This is a genomic window from Streptomyces sp. NPDC059456 (assembly GCF_042750055.1).
GTDB lineage: Bacteria > Actinomycetota > Actinomycetes > Streptomycetales > Streptomycetaceae > Streptomyces.
On the sequence record NZ_JBHYVA010000119.1, the window covers coordinates 1 to 16,131 of the forward strand.

Consider the following 16,131-nt stretch of genomic DNA (forward strand, 5'->3'; position numbering starts at 1 on the left):
CCAGGGGGGTAAAATCCCCGGTGGCGCGGCTTTTATCCCCCGCCTGGGGCGCCCCCCGGGGGGCGCCCCGCCCCCCAACCCACCCCGGCTCGGCTGGGGGGGGCGCCCGGCCGCAGTCCCAAGAGGCTTAGGGGAGGCCGTCGATGGGGGTGTCCATACCCGTGTCCGGAGCCGCACTGCGGGCCGGCGTACTGGAGGCGGTGGTCCTCGGCGGGCACCTGCTGCTGTACCCGACCGGGATACTCCAGGAGAAGCTCGCCGCAACCGGCACGAAACGCCTCGAGCAGACACCGGTGCTCCTGCTGCACGGGTTCACGGACAACCGGTCGGTGTTCGTCCTCCTGCGCCGCACCCTGGCCGCGGGCGGCCGGCGGCAGGTGGAGACGTACAACTACTCCCCCTTCACCCGCGACCTCCGCGTCACCGCCCGCCACCTCGCGCGGCGCGTCGAGGAGCTGTGCGAGCGGACGGGGCAGGAGCGGGTGGACCTGGTCGGGCACAGCCTGGGCGGTCTGGTCGGGCGGTACTACGTCCAGCGCCTCGGCGGCGACGTCCGCATCCGCACCCTCGTCACGCTCGGCACTCCGCATTCCGGTACGCGGGTCGCCCCCTTCATGGACGCCCACCCGCTGGTCCGGCAGGTGCGCCCGGATTCGGCGGTGCTGGCCGAGCTGCGGGCGCCCGCGCCCGGCTGCCGGACCCGATGCGTGGCGTTCTGGAGCGAGTTCGACGAGCTGATGGACCCGACCGAGACGGCGCGGATCGAGCATCCGGATCTCATCGTGGAGAACGTGCAGGTCACGGGCATCGGACATCTCGCGCTGCCCGCCCATCCCTCGGTGACGGCGGCGGTCCGGCGCGCGCTCGACGGGCCCGTCCGGGCCGCCGTCGAAAGCCTGGGGGACGCCGCTTCCGTTGCGTGAACACCAACCCGTCGAAACTCGAACGGATTTCGAACTCAAGGCCAAGGCTCGGCTTTGCCGCGACCGAAAGACGGCCGAATGCCCGGTTCCGGAAAGCCCGGAACCCCTGGAAGATTGTCGTTGCCAGTAACCGCCGGGTACAGTCACGCCACTGCTCTCCCCAGGGAACCTCGAGTTCCCTGGCCACCCAGGCCCCCCACTGCCGAGGCGAAAGAGAAGTTGGTGAACGACCGCCCCTCGTCGGGCCTGTACCCCGATTCCGGGTACGACGGCCTTTCCAACACCACTTTCGCTGGTGACTCGGCGCATGTTTCCTACGAAACGCAGGGCCAGGGGTACGACTACGCCGCCTACGCCTCGTACGAGACCGGCACGTACGACGCCACCGCCTGGTCCGCGCAGGACAGTTACGTGCAGGACGGTTACTCGCAGGACGGTTACGCGCAGGACGGCGGCTACCTGTCGAGCATCCCCGCCCAGAGCGGGGTCTCCGAGGACGCCGGCACCGGTTCGTGGGACGCGAGCGCCTGGAACCAGCAGGGCGGTACGGACTACCAGGCCGCCGGGCTCGGCTTCGAGCAGCCCGGGCAGACCGGCCAGTGGGCGATGCCGGGCTACGGCACCACGGACACCGAGACCGGTGCGTACGACGCAACCGCCTGGAACACCGTCCCGCAGCACGAGCAGCAGACGCAGACCTTCTCGTACGACTACCAGTACGAGTACCAGCAGCAGGCGCAGCAGCAGGTCCAGCAGCCGCAGGGGGACACGGCCTACTCCTACGAGACGCCGGCCGCCCCCGCAGCCGACGCCTACAGCGAGACCGCCGTCTTCGAAGTCCTCGACGGCGAGGCCCCCGAAGCCGACCACGGCCAAGGCCACGAGCACGGCGACGAGTTCGGCCTCGACCTCGACCTCGACCTCGACGCCGATCTCACGGCCGCCCCGGTGCACGACCTGCCCACCCAGGCCATGCCGGTCACCCCGGCCGCTGCCTCCGCGCCCCGCGCCTCGCGCCGCGCCGGCGGCAAGGCGAAGCCGGCGGCCACGGCCGCCCCCGGCGGCGGCAACAGCCGGCGCCGCAGTCCGGCGAAGCGTTCCGCCTTGCTGACCGTGGCCGTGCCCTCCGCCTGCGTGATGGGCGTCGCCGGTGTCGCGGCCGCCTCCGTCGGCGGACTCACCGGCGCGGACAAGCCCTCCGAGGACACCACCACGATGGCCGCGCCCGACCCGGCCTCGGTGAAGCCGGTCGCGGCGAACAGCAAGCTCGACACCCAGCTGACGGCGCTCAGCGCCGACGCGGGCGACTTCGCGGACCGCGCGAGCCGCACGCAGGAGCGCATCGACCTGCGCCAGCGCCAGGAAGACGAGAAGAAGAAGAAGGCGGAGGAGGAGGCGGCCAAGGAGGCGGCCCGCCCCAAGTTCGCGATCCCGGTCGAACAGCACGGGCTCAGCGCCACCTTCGGCCAGGCCGGCGGCATGTGGATGTCGGTGCACACCGGCATCGACTTCCCGGTCTCCTACGGCACCCCGGTCATGTCGGCGACCGACGGCACCGTGCGCACGCAGTGGAACAGCGCCTACGGCAACATGGCCATAGTGACCTCGCCCGACGGCACCGAGACCTGGTACTGCCACCTCAGCAGCACCAAGATCCGGTCCGGCAAGGTCAAGGCGGGCGACGTCATCGCCTACTCCGGCAACTCCGGCAACTCCACCGGCCCGCACCTGCACTTCGAGGTCCGGCCCGGCGGCGGCTCTGCGATCGACCCCCTGCCCTGGCTCCGCAGCCACGGCCTGGACCCGAGCTGAGCCCACCGGCCTGACCGGCCCGAGACCGGCACCGGCCCGAGACGGCACCGGGCCGGGTTGCACCGGGCCGGGTTGCACCGGGCCGGACGGCATGAGCCCCGGCCCGGCCGTCAGAGCTTCTGCACCGGCGCGTAGCGCAGCAGCAGGCGCTTCGGCTTGTCGTCCCCGAAGTCGACGGTGGCCTGCGCGTCCGCGCCGGCTCCCTTGACCTCCATGACCGTGCCCAGCCCGAACTGGTCGTGCGTGACCCGGTCCCCGACCGCCAGCGCGATGACCGGCTTGTCGGTGGCCCGGCGCGTCGCGAACCCGGACGGCCCCGACTTCGTACGCGCCGAGGACAGGAAGGCCTCCGGCGAGGTCCCGAAGCTCGTCTTGCCCGATCCGGACCCGTACCCCGAACCGGAACCTCGCATCGGGCCGGCCGGCTTCTGCACCGCGCCGGTGCGCTTCCACTGGAGGTACTCCGCCGGGATCTCCTCGAGGAACCGCGACGGCGGGTTGTACGAGGGGGTGCCCCACGCGCTGCGCATCGACGAGCGGGTCAGGTACAGCCGCTCGCGCGCCCGCGTGATGCCGACGTAGGCGAGGCGGCGCTCCTCCTCCAGCTCCTTGGTCTGGCCCAGTGCCCGCATGTGCGGGAAGACCCCGTCCTCCATGCCGGTCAGGAAGACCACCGGGAACTCCAGGCCCTTGGCCGTGTGCAGGGTCATCAGCGTGATGACGCCCGAGCCGTCCTCGTCCTCGTCCGGGATCTGGTCGGAGTCGGCGACGAGCGCGACCTGCTCCAGGAACTCGGCGAGCGTGCCGGGGTTGTCCTCGTCGCGGGCCTGCTCGAACTCCAGGGCCACGGCCGCGAGTTCCTGGAGGTTCTCGATCCGCGTCTCGTCCTGCGGGTCGGTGGAGGCCTGGAGCTCGGCGAGGTAGCCGGTGCGCTCCAGCACCGCCTCCAGCACCACCGCCGGGCCGGCGCCGGAGTCGACGATCGTGCGGAGTTCCTCCATCAGCACGTTGAACCGCTTCACGGCGTTGGTCGAGCGGGCGGCCATGCCGAACGCCTCGTCCACGCGCCGCAGCGCCTGCGGGAAGGTGATCTTCTCGCGCATCGCGAGGGCGTCGATCATCGCTTCCGCGCGCTCGCCGATGCCGCGCTTGGGCACGTTCAGGATGCGGCGCAGCGGGACGTTGTCCTCCGGGTTCGCGAGCACGCGCAGGTACGCGAGGACGTCCCGGACCTCCTTGCGCTCGTAGAAGCGGACGCCGCCGACGACCTTGTAGGGCAGGCCGACCCGGATGAAGATCTCTTCGAAGACGCGGGACTGGGCGTTCGTCCGGTAGAAGATCGCCACGTCACCCGCCTTGGCGTCGCCGGCGTCCGTCAGCCGGTCGATCTCGTCGGCGACGAACTGCGCCTCGTCGTGCTCGGTGTCCGCGACGTAGCCGGTGATGACGGAGCCGCTGCCGGCCTGGGTCCACAGGTTCTTGGCGCGGCGGTTCTCGTTGCGCTCGATGACCGCGTTGGCGGCGGAGAGGATCGTCTGCGTGGAGCGGTAGTTCTGCTCCAGCAGGATCGTCGTCGCGTTCTTGTAGTCCTCTTCGAACTGGAGGATGTTGCGGATGGTCGCGCCGCGGAAGGCGTAGATCGACTGGTCGGCGTCACCCACCACGCAGAGCTCGGCCGGCGGCAGGTCCGGGTAGCCGGTGCCGACGAGCTCGCGCACCAGCGTGTACTGGGCGTGGTTGGTGTCCTGGTACTCGTCGACCAGGACGTGCCGGAAGCGCCGCCGGTAGTGCTCGGCGACGTCCGGGAACGCCTGGAGCAGGTGGACGGTCGTCATGATGATGTCGTCGAAGTCGAGCGCGTTGGCCTCGCGCAGCCGCCCCTGGTACATCGCGTACGCCTGGGCGAGGGTCTTCTCGAAGCCGTCCACGGCCTGGCCGGCGAAGGCGTCCTCGTCGATGAGCTCGTTCTTGAGGTTCGAGATCTTGGCGTTGAAGGACTTGGGCGGGAACTTCTTCGGGTCCAGGTCCAGGTCGCGGCAGACGAGCGCCATCAGGCGCTTCGAGTCGGCCGCGTCGTAGATCGAGAACGACGAGGTGAAGCCGAGGCGCTTCGACTCGCGGCGCAGGATGCGTACGCACGCGCTGTGGAAGGTGGACACCCACATGGCGTTGGCGCGGGGGCCGACCAGGCCCTCGACGCGCTCCTTCATCTCGCCGGCGGCCTTGTTGGTGAAGGTGATCGCCAGGATCTGGCCGGGGTGGACGCCCCGGGCGGCCAGCAGGTGGCCGATGCGGTGGGTCAGCACCCGGGTCTTGCCGGAGCCTGCGCCGGCCACGATGAGCAGCGGGGAGCCCGCGTGCACCACGGCCGCGGCCTGCTGCTCGTTGAGCCCGTCCAGGAGCGTCGCGGGGTCGATGACGGGCCTGGGGGCGCCGTCCCGGTAGTACGCGTCCCGGGTCATGGGCACGTCGAAGCGGCCCCCGAAGAGATCGTCGGCACCCGGTTCCGGGGCGGCGTGGTCCTCGGGCGGCGGAGGGACCTCGTCGGAGGGGGAGAGGTCCGCCAGGAAGCTGTCGTCAAAGAGGCTGCTCATCGCTTTCCGAGTCTAGGGGGCGGGACGGACACCCGGCCCCGGCCGCGGGAAATCGGCCGCTCCCGCCCCTGTGGTCCCCCTCACCCCGGGGCCGCCCCGGGCGGGCCCCGGGCTCATCCGAGGACGAGGTGCAGCAGACCGGGGAAGCGCAGCTCCAGGTCGTCCCGGCGCAGCGTGAGGTAGAGCTTGCGCCCCTGCGGGCGCTGGCAGATCACACCGCCCTCGCGGAGCGTCTTGAGGTGGTGGGTGACGCTCGACCTGGGCAGGTCGGGCACCACCTCGCCGCAGAACGTCTCCGCGCCGGAGGCGAGCCTGCGGACGATCTCCAGCCGGACGGGGTGGCCGAGGGCCGCGAGGACCTCGGCGAGTTCGAGGTCCCCGGCGCGGGGGTGGGTCAGCTCAGCAGCGGCAGCCATGCCCTCACTGTACGCAGATCTCGTAAGGACCTTGCCTGATCGTTCGAATATCTCGTACAGTCGACCTCGCCGCGACCGTACGAGATCTTCGAATGATCGCGGGTCCATCCGTCACCGCGCCCCGTGAGGACCTCCCGTGCCCGAGACCGCCGCTCCCCTGCCGTTCGACGACGCCGCGCTCGCCGCCTCCCTGGACGGCGGCTTCACCAGCCACCACGCCGACGTCGGCGGCACCCGCCTCCACTACGTCGAGGGCGGCAGCGGCGATCCGCTCGTCCTGCTCGGCGGCTGGCCGCAGACCTGGTGGCAGTGGCGCAAGGTGCTGCCCGCCCTGGCCGCCCGCCACCGCGTGATCGCCGTCGACCTGCGCGGCATGGGCGGCTCCGGCAAGCCCGCGACCGGGTACGACAAGAAGACCCTGGCCCGCGACGTCCATGCGCTGCTCGGCCGGCTCGGCGTCGGCCCCGCGCACCTCGTCGGCCACGACATCGGCGCGATGGTGGCCTACGCGTTCGCCGCCAACCACCCCGAGGCGACCCGGAAGATCGTCCTCCTGGACGTGTCCCACCCCGACGAGAGCTGGGCCCGGCTGACCCTGCTCCCCCGGCAGGGCGAGCGGCACAAGTGGTGGTTCGCCTTCAACCAGGTCCACGGGCTCCCCGAGCAGCTGCTCGCCGGCCGTTTCCACCTGCTGCTGGACTGGCTGTTCGAGAACGCCACCGCCGACCCCGCCGCCGTCGACGCGCACGCCCGCGAGGTGTACGCCCGCGCCTACGACGCACCGGAGGCCGTGCGCGCCGCCAACGACTGGTACCGGACCTTCACCCGGGACATCGCCGACCTGGCCACGTACGCCCCGGTGACCGCGCCGATCCTGGCCCTCGGCGGCGAGTACAGCAACCACGAGAGCCTGGTGGCCGCCGTCCCGGCCCTGGGCACCGACACCCGTGTGGTCCGCGTCGACGGCAGCGGCCACTACCTGCCGGAGGAGCGGCCGGAGGCGGTGATCGAGGAGCTGACCCGCTTCCTGGGCTGACCGGAAGCCCCCGTACGCTCGGGGCCATGGACGTACTCATCAGTGTCTTCGTGGGCCTGCACATCATCGGCATCGCCGCCCTGCTGGGCGGGTTCCTGACCCAGATGAAGGCGATGAGCGCCGGCACCGCCCGCTTCGTGCCCGCGATGCTGCACGGCGCGCTGACGATGCTCGTCACCGGCGTCCTGCTGGTCGGCTTCCGCGAGATGGACGGCGGCCACGTCAACAACATCAAGATCGGCGTGAAGCTCGCCGTGCTCTTCGTGATCCTCGCGCTCGTCTACGTGAAGCGGGACGAGGAGCACGTGGACAAGGCACTGTTCGGCGCGGTCGGCGGACTGACCGTGGCAAATATCTTCATCGCCGTCCTCTGGCACTGATCCGAACCCGCCACATCCGGTCGGGTCGGGGCACTTGCGATCATCCCGTCATCCGGCCGTTACCTTCCGGTCTAGCGTCCTCCTCCAAGCACCGAGCTCCCGAGCGAGGAAGGACGTGAGGCCCGCGTGGCCAGTCACCGAAAGCCCAGGCAGCGCCCGCTCTCCCGCGGCACCGTACGGACCGCCGCCACGCTCGCCCTCGCGGGCGCTGCCACCGCCACCGCGTTCGAAGGCACCTCGCAGGCCGACCCCCAGCAGACGCCCTCCCAGGTGAAGGCCGAGGTGGACCGGCTCTACGAGGAGGCCGAGGAGGCGACCGAGCGGTACAACGGGGCGAAGGAGAAGGCCGACGAGGCCCAGCGCTCGCTCGAGGGACTGCGCGACGAGACGGCCCGCAAGACCGACCAGCTCAACACCGCCCGCCGGGCGCTCGGCTCGCTGGCCGCCGGCCAGTACCGCAGCGGCGGGCTGGGGCCGGCCGTGCAGCTGGCGCTGGCCGCGGACCCGCAGGACTACCTGGACCGGGCCTCGTTCCTCACCCGGACCGGCGACCGCAGTGCCTCCGAGATCTCCTCGGTGCGGCGCCGGCTGGAGGAGGTCGGGCAGCTCAGGGACCAGGCCGCCGGCCGGCTCGCCGACCTGCGGGCCCGCGAGGGCGAGCTCGCCGCGGCCAAGACCACCATCGAGGGGAAGCTCGGCGCCGCCAGGCAGCTGCTGGCCAAGCTCACCGCCGAGGAGCGCGCCTCGTACGAGGCGCAGTCCGCCCCGGGCACGGCCCCGGCCGGTCCGGTCGCCACGGCCCCGGCACCTTCGGACGGCTCGCGCGCGGCCCGCGCGGTGGCCTTCGCGTACGGGGCGATCGGCAAGCCGTACGTGTGGGGCGCGACGGGACCGGGCTCGTTCGACTGCTCCGGCCTGACCCAGGCGGCCTGGCGCTCGGCCGGGGTGACGCTCCCCCGCACCACCTACACCCAGATCAACGCGGGACAGCGCGTCTCCCGCGACCAGCTGGCCCCCGGCGACCTGGTGTTCTTCTACTCCGGGGTGACCCACGTCGGCCTGTACGTCGGCAACGGCCAGATGATCCACGCCCCGCGGCCCGGTTCGACGGTCCGGGTGGCCCCGGTGGACTCGATGCCCTGGGCCGGTGCCTCCCGCCCGGCGTGACGGGACGCGTGGCGTGAGCGGTGCTCCTACGGCGCCTTGATCTGCGTGCTCAGCCAGCCGAAGGTCTGCGGGATCTGCTTCGACCACGAGTCGAGGTTGTGCCCGCCGGTGACCTTCTCCGCGTGCACCGTGGTCGGGTTCTGCGCCATGGCCTTGAGGTCCGTGCCGGACAGGTAGCCGTCCTGCTCGGCGCCCGACATCCACAGCGCCACCGCCGGCGGCGCGGGCGCGGCCTTGAGCAGGGCCTTCAGGTTGTGGGTGCGCCGCATCTCCGGGTCCTGGGCGACCAGCGAGGTGGGCTCCTGGCCGGGGTCGTTGTAGCCGGACAGGGAGACGGCCGCGCTGTAGCGGTCGGGGTGCAGGATCGCCAGCTTCGCCGCGCAGTACGCGCCCGCCGAGTACCCGGCGACGCCCCAGGTGCGGGCCTCGTCCGACGCCCGGAAGTTGTCGGTGACCATCTTGCGGACGTCGACGCTGAACCAGCTGTCGGCGTTGACCTTGCCGGCGATGTTCGCGCAGCCGGTGTCGCCGTTGCCCAGCAGCATCGCGCGCGGCGAGACCAGGATGAACGGCTGTACCTTGCCGCTCTTCATCAGCGGCTCCAGCACCTCGGCCGCCTTGAGCCCCTGGAACCAGGACTTGCCCGTGCCGGGTATGCCCGGGATCAGCTCGACCACCGGGAACTTCTTGTCCTTGTACGCCGGCTCGTCGTACTGGGGCGGGAGCCACACCATGACGTCGCCCTTGACCCCGGAGATCTTGCCGTTGAGCTCGGTCTTCTTGACGCGGCCGCCGAGTCCCTCGACGGGCTGGAAGTCCTGGTGGACCTTCGGCTCCGCCTTGACCTCCGTGGCCTTCTTGCCGCCGAGCCCGTCCGGGCCGAGGTCGGGGGCGGCGGTGACGTACTTGCCCGTGCCGAGCAGATCGCCCCAGGAGTTGTAGAAGGTCTCCTGCCGGTTCACCCCGATGAACACCAGGGCCACAGCGGTGACCTGGGCGAACAGCACCATCAGGGCCCGGGTGGAGACACGTACGACGACGGGGCCGCGCACCTTGCTCCACACGGCCAGCGGAAGGACGACGGCGATCGCCGTAAGGACGATCGCCGTCGCGAACAGGGGGATCCCGGTCAAGCTCATCACGCCACCCAAGAGGGCCGCGCCGTACGCACGGGTTCCCGCCGGTGACTGCGGCGTAAATCACAGGCCAAAGATCGCCGTCCGAAGACCGCCGCAGCAGCGCGCCGGCCGGGTCCCGGGCCGGGGCCGGCTCAGACCAGGCGGCGTGCCGTCGCCCAGCGGGTCAGCTCGTGCCGGTTGGAGAGCTGGAGCTTCCTGAGGACCGCCGAGACGTGCGATTCGACGGTCTTCACCGAGATGAAGAGCTGCTTGGCGATCTCCTTGTACGCGTACCCGCGCGCGATCAGCCGCAGCACCTCGCGCTCGCGCTGGGTCAGGCGGTCCAGGTCCTCGTCGACCGGCGGCGCGTCCGTCGAGGCGAAGGCGTCCAGGACGAAGCCCGCGAGCCGCGGCGAGAACACCGCGTCCCCCTCCTGCACCCGGAAGACCGAGTCCACCAGGTCGGTCCCGGTGATGGTCTTGGTGACGTACCCGCGCGCGCCGCCCCGGATGACCCCGATGACGTCCTCCGCCGCGTCCGACACCGACAGGGCCAGGAACCTCACCTGGTCCTCGGACGCCGCCATCAGCGGGGCGCAGCGCCGGAGCACCTCGACCCCGCCGCCGCCGGGCAGGTGCACGTCGAGCAGGACCACCTCGGGGCGGGTCGCGGTGATGACGGTGACGGCCTGGTCGACGTCGGCCGCCTCGCCGACGACCTCGACCCCGGTCCGGGCGGTCTCGCCGATCTCGGCCTGCACGCCCGTACGGAACATCCGGTGGTCGTCGACGAGCACCACCCGAACGTGCCTGGCCACTCCCCCGACGCCGGTCTCTTCGGTCATGCTGCGTTCGCCGCCCTCTCCATCTCCAGCTCGACTTCCGTGCCGCCGTCGGGCGCGGACCGCAGCCGTGCGGTCCCGCCGTTGCGCTGCATCCGGCCGATGATCGATTCTCGTACGCCCATGCGGTCGTCCGGTACCGCGTCGATGTCGAAGCCCGGCCCCCGGTCCCGTACGGACACGAACACCTGCTGCCCCTCCACCTCGGCGTACACCTGCACCGGCCCGCCCTCGCCACCGTACTTGGCGGCGTTGACCATCGCCTCGCGCGCGGCCTGCATCTGTGCGGCCAGCCGCTCGTCGAGCGGGCAGTCGCCGACGACGACGACCTCGATCGGGACGCCGTGGTGGTCCTCCACCTCGGCCGCCGTCTTCTTGACGGCCTCGGCGAGGGTGGCCGGCTCCTCGGCCTCGTCCTTGCCGGTGCCCTCCGGCTTGTACAGCCAGTTCCGCAGTTCCCGCTCCTGCGCGCGGGCGAGGCGGCGCACCTCGCCGACGTCCTCCGCGTTGCGCTGGATCAGGGTGAGGGTGTGCAGCACCGAGTCGTGCACGTGGGCGGCGACCTCGGCGCGTTCCTGGGCACGGATGCGCATCAGGCGTTCCTCGGAGAGGTCCTGGGTCATGCGGATCAGCCAGGGTCCGGCCAGCAGGGCGATGCCGACGAGGACGGCGAGGGCCGCGGTCAGCACGTTGCCGAGCTGTGCGGCGGAGCCGCGGACGACGATGAAGACGGTCAGGCCCACGCCGACGAGGGCGACGCCGGCGAACCCGCGGGCCATCTGGAGCAGGCGGGCGTTGCGCCCGCCGGCGGCGCCCCAGTGGGCGCGGCGGGCGTTGTCGGCCTGCCGCCAGACGAGGACCACGCCGGCGCCGACCAGCAGCGTCGGCCACACGTACCGGCCGGAGGTGCCGCCGAGCTGGACCTTGGAGATGAAGATCCCGGCGCCGATGCACAGGGCGATGAGCGCGGTGATCTGCCCCTTGTCGGGTTTGCGCAGGCGGCGCGTGCCGTCGGGCAGGGTTTCGAAGAAGGAGCGGTGGCCGGTGCGGCCGCCGACTCCCAGCGGTACGAAGACCCAGAACGCGGCGTAGAGCAGGACGCCCAGTCCGTCGCCCCACATGAACAGGCCGAGGAAGGCGAGCCGGACCCAGACGACGGGCAGCCCGAGGTGCCCGGCGAGACCGCGCGCGACACCGCCGAGCATCCGGCCGTCGGCGCTGCGGTAGAGCCTGCGCGGGGCCGGGTCGTCGGCGTCTGCCGTGTGCGGGGTACGGGGGGCGGCGGAAACGGGCATGTCACTGATGGTCACACGGGCGCGGCGCGTGCGGCATCAGGGCATCCCCCCAGTTCCGTCGGGGGGATATCAGGGTTGTGCCAGGGTCGGGCCCGGTGCCGCACGGCGCGGCGGGTTGTCACCATGGACGCATGACCAAGCACGACTCCCCGCCGTCTCCGGCCGGTGCCGGTGCCGGCGCGGCACCGCCGCCGGGCGACCGCACCGCGGACCGGCCCGCAGACCGGCCCGCCGACCGCGCCGACCGGCCGCCGCTGCGCCGCAGCAGGCGCGACAAGGTCCTCGCGGGCGTGTGCGGCGGTCTCGGCCGGTACTTCGACCTGGACCCGGTGATCTTCCGGATCGTGCTCGGCGTCCTCGCGATCACGGGCGGTGTCGGGCTGATCTTCTACGGCTTCGCCTGGCTGCTGCTGCCGGTGGATGGCGAGGACGACAGCGAGGCCAAGAAGCTGCTGACCGGCCGGGTCGAGGGCGCCACCCTCGCCGCGGTGTTCGCGGCCCTGGTGGGCTGCGCACTGTTCCTGTCGATGCTGGACAACGGCGGGCTGGCCGTGTTCTCCGTCCTGGTCATCCTGGCCCTCGGCGCGGCCTCGTACTGGTCGCAGCGCCGCCGCAGCGCGAGCGCGCCCGAGGCCGAGCCGCAGGCGGCGCACCGTCCCGGCCCGCCGGAGACCCAGGCCCCGCCCGCGCCGGGCAGCCCCTCGTGGTGGCGGGACCCGCTCGTCAAGGACGGCACCACCGGCCCGGTCGGGGCCACCGGATACCTGTGGGGGCCGGACGATTCCGCTGACGCGAACGCCGCCCGGAACATCGCGGGCGGCCGCGGCGCGGCGGCGCCCGGGCGGGCCGGGGCCCCGCCGGTCCCGCGCGGTGGCATCGGCGGCCGGGTGTTCGTCCTGGCGCTGCTGGCCGGCGGGATCGCCTGCGCCTCGGTCTGGCAGGGCAGCACCCTCTCGTACGCCCTGCAGATCGGGCTGGCCTCGGCGCTGGCCGTCTTCGGCCTGGGCCTCGCCGTCAGCTCCGTCAAGGGGCGGACCGGGTTCGGGACGGTCCTGCTCGCGATGGTCACCGCCGGGCTGCTGGCCGGCGCCTCCGCCCTGCCCCGTGAGATCGGCACCGACTGGAAGGCCGTGGAATGGCGGCCGGCCGCCGTGGCCGACGTGCAGCCCGTGTACACGGCGGGCACCGGGCTGGCGACGCTCGACCTGAGCCGGCTGGACGTGCCGAAGGGCAGCACGCTCTCGGTCCGGGCCGGCGTGCAGGCGGGCCGGCTGAAGGTGATCGTGCCCCGCGAGGTCACGGCGCAGGCGGACGTGTCGGTGAAGCTGGGTGACATCCGGCTGCCCGGGGACACCGGTCAGGACGTACGCATCAAGAGCGGCGGCGAGACCCAGCAGGCGACGCTGAAGCCGTCCGCCGGCACCGAGGCCGGGGGGACGATCGAGCTGCACCTGCACGCGGGTGTGGGACAGGTGGAGGTGGCCCGTGCGGCGTCATGAGTTCCAGCCCGGGCGGCTGCTGGCCGGTCTGGTCCTGGTGGCCGCGGGCGTGCTGTACCTGCTCGACGCGACCGGGGAGGCCGACCTGCCGTGGTTCCTGGTCATCCCGATGACCCTGGGCGGGCTCTGCCTGGCCGCACTGGTGGGGGTGGTGACCTACGCGGTCCGCCGGGACCGGCGCGACCGGATCAGCGAGTCCAGCGACAGGTAGGGCGCACCGGCCAGGATCATCGGGATCCAGGCCATCAGGTAGATCAGGTCGTTGCCGTAGTAGTACGGGGACACCTGCCAGGACACCGTGAGCCACAGGCTGAGCGAGATCAGCGCTCCGCCGGTGGCCGCGATCCGGGTCAGCAGCCCGGCCAGGACGCCGAGGCCCACCAGGAGTTCCCCGACGGCGAGCACCACGGCGAAGCCGACGGGCGACAGCAGGGCCCAGTCCACCAGGGCGGGGATCGCGGAGGTGTCGCGCACGCCGTGCATCAGCTCGCCGATGGAGCCGGGGCCGGAGGCGGACAGGAACGCGGAGTCGGTCAGCTTGTCCAGGCCCGCGTAGACGAAGGTCACGCCGAGGAAGATCCGCAGCGGCAGCAGTGCGTACCGCTCGGCCTGGTCCCGCAGTCCGGGCCGGCTCGCGGGAGGGACATCAGTTCGGGTCACGCCCCATGTGTACCCCGTTCACTCGGCCACGTCGATGGTGCAGCGGTTGGATTCCACTCCTGCGGCGGTGACCACCTGGACCTCGATGCGCCCGGGTTCCACTTCCGCCGGGACCGGCACCGTCAGGACCGAGTCCGAAGGGTTGGTGAATCCGCCCGCGACGGGCACCAGCGGCACGTGGACGTGCACCGCCCCGACGCGTACGACCAGCCGGGCGAGCATCTCCGGCGTCTGCGCCCCCGGCGGCACGAAGCCCACGCCGCGGATCTCGATGTCGTCGCCGGGCCGGATCGCCGCGTCGAGGTCGCCGGGCTCCCGTCTGCGGACCACGGAGAGCACCAGCGGGCGGGTCACCTCCGCGTACTTCGCCGCCAGGTACACCGCCGCCGACAGGGCGACCAGCATGGCCAGTGCCCACGGCAGCCGCGGCAGCCGGTCCGGGAAGCGGGCCATCGACACCGCCGCGAAGGCCAGCACCACCGTGGAGACCAGGACGTACTGCGCGTCCGGGAAGCTCCCGCGGCCCGCGTCGTCGGTCAGCAGATCCGCCCCGCGCGGCCGGTCCGCCGGCAGTTTCTGCATCCGCTGGCCCATGATCCGTACGGTCACCACGCGACGCACCAGCACCGCCACGGCCGAGGTCAGCGCGACCACCGCCAGCAGCGGCAGCGCCCGTCCCAGCGCCAGCCCCGCGTACAGGGCCTGCCGTTCCGGGCCGGGCGGGGAGGCCGCCAGCCGCAGCGCGGGCAGCAGCGCGGCGAACGCCGTCAGCACCAGCCACGCGCACGGCACCGCCTTCGAGGTGGACAGCCGGTTGTCCTCCCCGACCAGCGGGGCGAGCAGCCCGCCGCGCACCGACTGGGCGCGGGCGGCGACCGTGAGCAGCCCGGCCAGGACCACCGCGGCGAGCAGCCCGGCGGTGCGCGCCGTGGACCAGCCGGTGCCGAGCGCGGTGCCGACCTGCACCAGCAGCAGCACCCCGGCGGCGATCCACACGGCGAGCACGGCCCGCCGCGAGAAGACGTAGAGCCAGGAGGTGCCGGCCTCCCGGCTGCGGTCGGCGACCGCGCGGGCGGACAGGGTCAGTTCGTCGGAGACCCACTGCCGGGACGCTCCGGCGGACCGGGCCACCGCTGCCGGCAGCCCCTGGCCGGCGGCGAACTCGTCGCGCTTCTCGGTGAACGCGGCGACCGCGCGCCGGTGCCCCTCCTGGGCGCCGTGCGGGCAGTCGTCGCAGGTGCAGGCGCCGCCGTGGGTGCTTCGGGACATCTCTTGGACAGCCACGTGCGTGCCGCCTCTCTGAACTACGGTGGAATGCCAGCGAATTGTGCACCACTGCGGCAGTGTTCCGGATTGCGCACGATGTCAGAGCAGGTGATTAACCGTTCATGATGTTGACGTCACCCGCCCGGCCCAGTCCCGTCAGGGGGCGACGGTCTGCCACAGCGGCTGGTAGCCGGCCCAGGCGGCGAGATCGGTGCCGAAACGCTCCCGTGCGGCGAGCGCGCTGCGGTGCTCGATCGGCACCGGCTTCCCGGCGGCCCGGGCGATCAGCTGCACCTGCGCGGCGCGTTCCGCCGCGATGAACCACCAGGCCGCCGCGTCCACGGAGTCCCCGACCGTCAGCAGCCCGCGGTTGCGCAGGACCAGCGCCTTGTACGGGCCGAGGGCGCGGGCGATCCGGCCGGCGTCGGCCGCCCCGGCGAACCCGTCCAGGAGCGCGTGGTCCTCGTAGAAGGCGCAGGCCTCCTCGGTGAGCGGGGCGAGCAGTTCGCCGAGCGCGGCCAGCGCCCTGCCGTACGGGGCGTGCGCGTGCACCACCGCCACCACGTCGGGGCGGGCCCGGTGCACGGCGGCGTGCACGGCGAAGGCCAGTTCGTTGACCCGGCGCGCGCCCCGGCGCACACGCCCGTCCCCGTCGACGAGCAGCAGGTCGTCGGTGCCGAGTGCGGACAGGGCCTGCCCGAACGGGTTCACCCAGTGGCAGTCCGCGAACTCCGGGTCCCGCACCGTGATGTGCCCGGCGACCCCGTCCTCGTACCCGAGGCGGCCGAACAGCCGCAGCGCCCCGGCGAGCCGCGCCTTGCGGTACGCGCGCTCCTGCGCCGGGTCGGTGTGGACGGGCGGCAGCGCGAACCGCAGCCGGTCCACCGGTACGGGCGCGGGCGCGGGTCCGGGCGTGCGCGCGGGCACCGGTCCGGATGCGGGTGCTGGTGCGGGCTGATCCGGCATGACCGCCTCCTTCGGGTCGCCGCGCAAGGTACCGGCGGCGGCGTGAAGTGGCCATACATGCGGCGAATCCCCCCCCACCCAGCCGGGACCGCGGGCTAGTGCAGGGCGGGGGGGGGGGGTCAACACCCAACGACTGGTGCCCGGGGGCTTGATCTGC

Annotated in this window: 15 protein-coding genes; 7 read left to right on the forward strand and 8 right to left on the reverse strand. The window is 72.6% G+C overall.

Annotated elements, in window-relative coordinates; translation table 11 throughout:
- The first annotated feature begins 143 nt into the window (after positions 1 to 143).
- Both ACFXA3_RS13535 and ACFXA3_RS13540 read left to right on the forward strand, forming a co-directional pair.
- Positions 144 to 923: an esterase/lipase family protein gene (locus ACFXA3_RS13535; RefSeq protein WP_385186217.1), complete on the forward strand. Its 780-nt coding sequence runs from the start codon at positions 144 to 146 to the stop codon at positions 921 to 923.
- Positions 924 to 1,001: 78 nt separating this feature from the next.
- On the forward strand, positions 1,002 to 2,735 hold the full coding sequence (locus ACFXA3_RS13540; protein ID WP_385186220.1) for a M23 family metallopeptidase: 1,734 nt from the start codon (positions 1,002 to 1,004) through the stop codon (positions 2,733 to 2,735).
- Between the two features lie 110 nt (positions 2,736 to 2,845).
- Here ACFXA3_RS13540 and pcrA read toward each other — a convergent pair whose 3' ends face one another.
- Both pcrA and ACFXA3_RS13550 read right to left on the reverse strand, forming a co-directional pair.
- The gene (gene pcrA, locus ACFXA3_RS13545; RefSeq protein ID WP_385186223.1) at positions 2,846 to 5,329 is read right to left on the reverse strand and encodes a DNA helicase PcrA; all 2,484 of its coding nucleotides are present in this window, start codon (positions 5,327 to 5,329) and stop codon (positions 2,846 to 2,848) included.
- A gap of 113 nt (positions 5,330 to 5,442) precedes the next feature.
- Entirely contained in the window at positions 5,443 to 5,745 is a 303-nt protein-coding gene (locus ACFXA3_RS13550; RefSeq protein WP_385186226.1) for an ArsR/SmtB family transcription factor, read from the reverse strand.
- Positions 5,746 to 5,881: 136 nt separating this feature from the next.
- Here ACFXA3_RS13550 and ACFXA3_RS13555 point away from each other — a divergent pair, with 136 nt between their 5' ends.
- The 3 genes from ACFXA3_RS13555 (at position 5,882) to ACFXA3_RS13565 (ending at position 8,328) form a co-directional block, all read left to right on the forward strand.
- On the forward strand, positions 5,882 to 6,781 hold the full coding sequence (locus ACFXA3_RS13555; RefSeq protein ID WP_385186229.1) for an alpha/beta fold hydrolase: 900 nt from the start codon (positions 5,882 to 5,884) through the stop codon (positions 6,779 to 6,781).
- A gap of 26 nt (positions 6,782 to 6,807) precedes the next feature.
- On the forward strand, positions 6,808 to 7,161 hold the full coding sequence (locus ACFXA3_RS13560; protein WP_385186232.1) for a hypothetical protein: 354 nt from the start codon (positions 6,808 to 6,810) through the stop codon (positions 7,159 to 7,161).
- Between the two features lie 126 nt (positions 7,162 to 7,287).
- Positions 7,288 to 8,328: an NlpC/P60 family protein gene (locus ACFXA3_RS13565; RefSeq protein ID WP_385186235.1), complete on the forward strand. Its 1,041-nt coding sequence runs from the start codon at positions 7,288 to 7,290 to the stop codon at positions 8,326 to 8,328.
- 26 nt (positions 8,329 to 8,354) lie between these two features.
- Here the strand turns inward: ACFXA3_RS13565 and ACFXA3_RS13570 are convergent, their stop codons facing one another.
- From ACFXA3_RS13570 to ACFXA3_RS13580, 3 genes are all read right to left on the reverse strand, one after another.
- Positions 8,355 to 9,467: an alpha/beta hydrolase gene (locus tag ACFXA3_RS13570; protein ID WP_385186237.1), complete on the reverse strand. Its 1,113-nt coding sequence runs from the start codon at positions 9,465 to 9,467 to the stop codon at positions 8,355 to 8,357.
- Positions 9,468 to 9,598: 131 nt separating this feature from the next.
- Positions 9,599 to 10,291: a LuxR C-terminal-related transcriptional regulator gene (locus ACFXA3_RS13575; RefSeq protein ID WP_385186240.1), complete on the reverse strand. Its 693-nt coding sequence runs from the start codon at positions 10,289 to 10,291 to the stop codon at positions 9,599 to 9,601.
- Positions 10,288 to 11,583 (reverse strand): PspC domain-containing protein, encoded by a 1,296-nt coding sequence (locus ACFXA3_RS13580; protein ID WP_385186243.1) that lies wholly within the window; start codon positions 11,581 to 11,583, stop codon positions 10,288 to 10,290. The genes ACFXA3_RS13575 and ACFXA3_RS13580 overlap by 4 nt, the downstream gene beginning before the upstream one ends.
- Positions 11,584 to 11,714: 131 nt before the next feature.
- On the opposite strand from ACFXA3_RS13580, the gene ACFXA3_RS13585 reads away from it, so the two are divergent.
- Together ACFXA3_RS13585 and ACFXA3_RS13590 are read left to right on the forward strand one after the other, a co-directional pair.
- Complete coding sequence (locus ACFXA3_RS13585; protein WP_385186246.1) at positions 11,715 to 13,082, forward strand: PspC domain-containing protein; 1,368 nt, start codon at positions 11,715 to 11,717, stop codon at positions 13,080 to 13,082.
- Positions 13,069 to 13,293: a hypothetical protein gene (locus tag ACFXA3_RS13590; protein ID WP_385186249.1), complete on the forward strand. Its 225-nt coding sequence runs from the start codon at positions 13,069 to 13,071 to the stop codon at positions 13,291 to 13,293. Before ACFXA3_RS13585 ends, ACFXA3_RS13590 begins: the two co-directional genes overlap by 14 nt.
- Here the strand turns inward: ACFXA3_RS13590 and ACFXA3_RS13595 are convergent.
- From ACFXA3_RS13595 to ACFXA3_RS13605, 3 genes are all read right to left on the reverse strand, one after another.
- On the reverse strand, positions 13,239 to 13,742 hold the full coding sequence (locus ACFXA3_RS13595) for a DoxX family membrane protein (protein ID WP_385186251.1): 504 nt from the start codon (positions 13,740 to 13,742) through the stop codon (positions 13,239 to 13,241). The genes ACFXA3_RS13590 and ACFXA3_RS13595 overlap by 55 nt on opposite strands.
- 18 nt (positions 13,743 to 13,760) lie before the next feature.
- A complete protein-coding gene (locus tag ACFXA3_RS13600) occupies positions 13,761 to 15,011 on the reverse strand; it encodes a hypothetical protein (protein ID WP_385186257.1) in 1,251 nt (416 codons plus the stop codon).
- Positions 15,012 to 15,164: 153 nt separating this feature from the next.
- Positions 15,165 to 15,974: a class II aldolase/adducin family protein gene (locus tag ACFXA3_RS13605; protein WP_385186254.1), complete on the reverse strand. Its 810-nt coding sequence runs from the start codon at positions 15,972 to 15,974 to the stop codon at positions 15,165 to 15,167.
- Positions 15,975 to 16,131: the final 157 nt, after the last annotated feature.

What these genes read in the sequence shown, in the direction of transcription:
- ACFXA3_RS13535 (WP_385186217.1), top strand. Translation starts at nt 144, where the DNA reads ATGGGGGTGTCCATACCCGTGTCCGGAGCCGCACTGCGGGCCGGCGTA.
- ACFXA3_RS13540 (WP_385186220.1), top strand. Translation starts at nt 1,002, where the DNA reads ATGCCCGGTTCCGGAAAGCCCGGAACCCCTGGAAGATTGTCGTTGCCA.
- pcrA (WP_385186223.1), bottom strand. Translation starts at nt 5,329, where the DNA reads ATGAGCAGCCTCTTTGACGACAGCTTCCTGGCGGACCTCTCCCCCTCC.
- ACFXA3_RS13550 (WP_385186226.1), bottom strand. Translation starts at nt 5,745, where the DNA reads ATGGCTGCCGCTGCTGAGCTGACCCACCCCCGCGCCGGGGACCTCGAA.
- ACFXA3_RS13560 (WP_385186232.1), top strand. Translation starts at nt 6,808, where the DNA reads ATGGACGTACTCATCAGTGTCTTCGTGGGCCTGCACATCATCGGCATC.
- ACFXA3_RS13570 (WP_385186237.1), bottom strand. Translation starts at nt 9,467, where the DNA reads ATGAGCTTGACCGGGATCCCCCTGTTCGCGACGGCGATCGTCCTTACG.
- ACFXA3_RS13575 (WP_385186240.1), bottom strand. Translation starts at nt 10,291, where the DNA reads ATGACCGAAGAGACCGGCGTCGGGGGAGTGGCCAGGCACGTTCGGGTG.
- ACFXA3_RS13580 (WP_385186243.1), bottom strand. Translation starts at nt 11,583, where the DNA reads ATGCCCGTTTCCGCCGCCCCCCGTACCCCGCACACGGCAGACGCCGAC.
- ACFXA3_RS13585 (WP_385186246.1), top strand. Translation starts at nt 11,715, where the DNA reads ATGACCAAGCACGACTCCCCGCCGTCTCCGGCCGGTGCCGGTGCCGGC.
- ACFXA3_RS13600 (WP_385186257.1), bottom strand. Translation starts at nt 15,011, where the DNA reads ATGTCCCGAAGCACCCACGGCGGCGCCTGCACCTGCGACGACTGCCCG.
- ACFXA3_RS13605 (WP_385186254.1), bottom strand. Translation starts at nt 15,974, where the DNA reads ATGCCGGATCAGCCCGCACCAGCACCCGCATCCGGACCGGTGCCCGCG.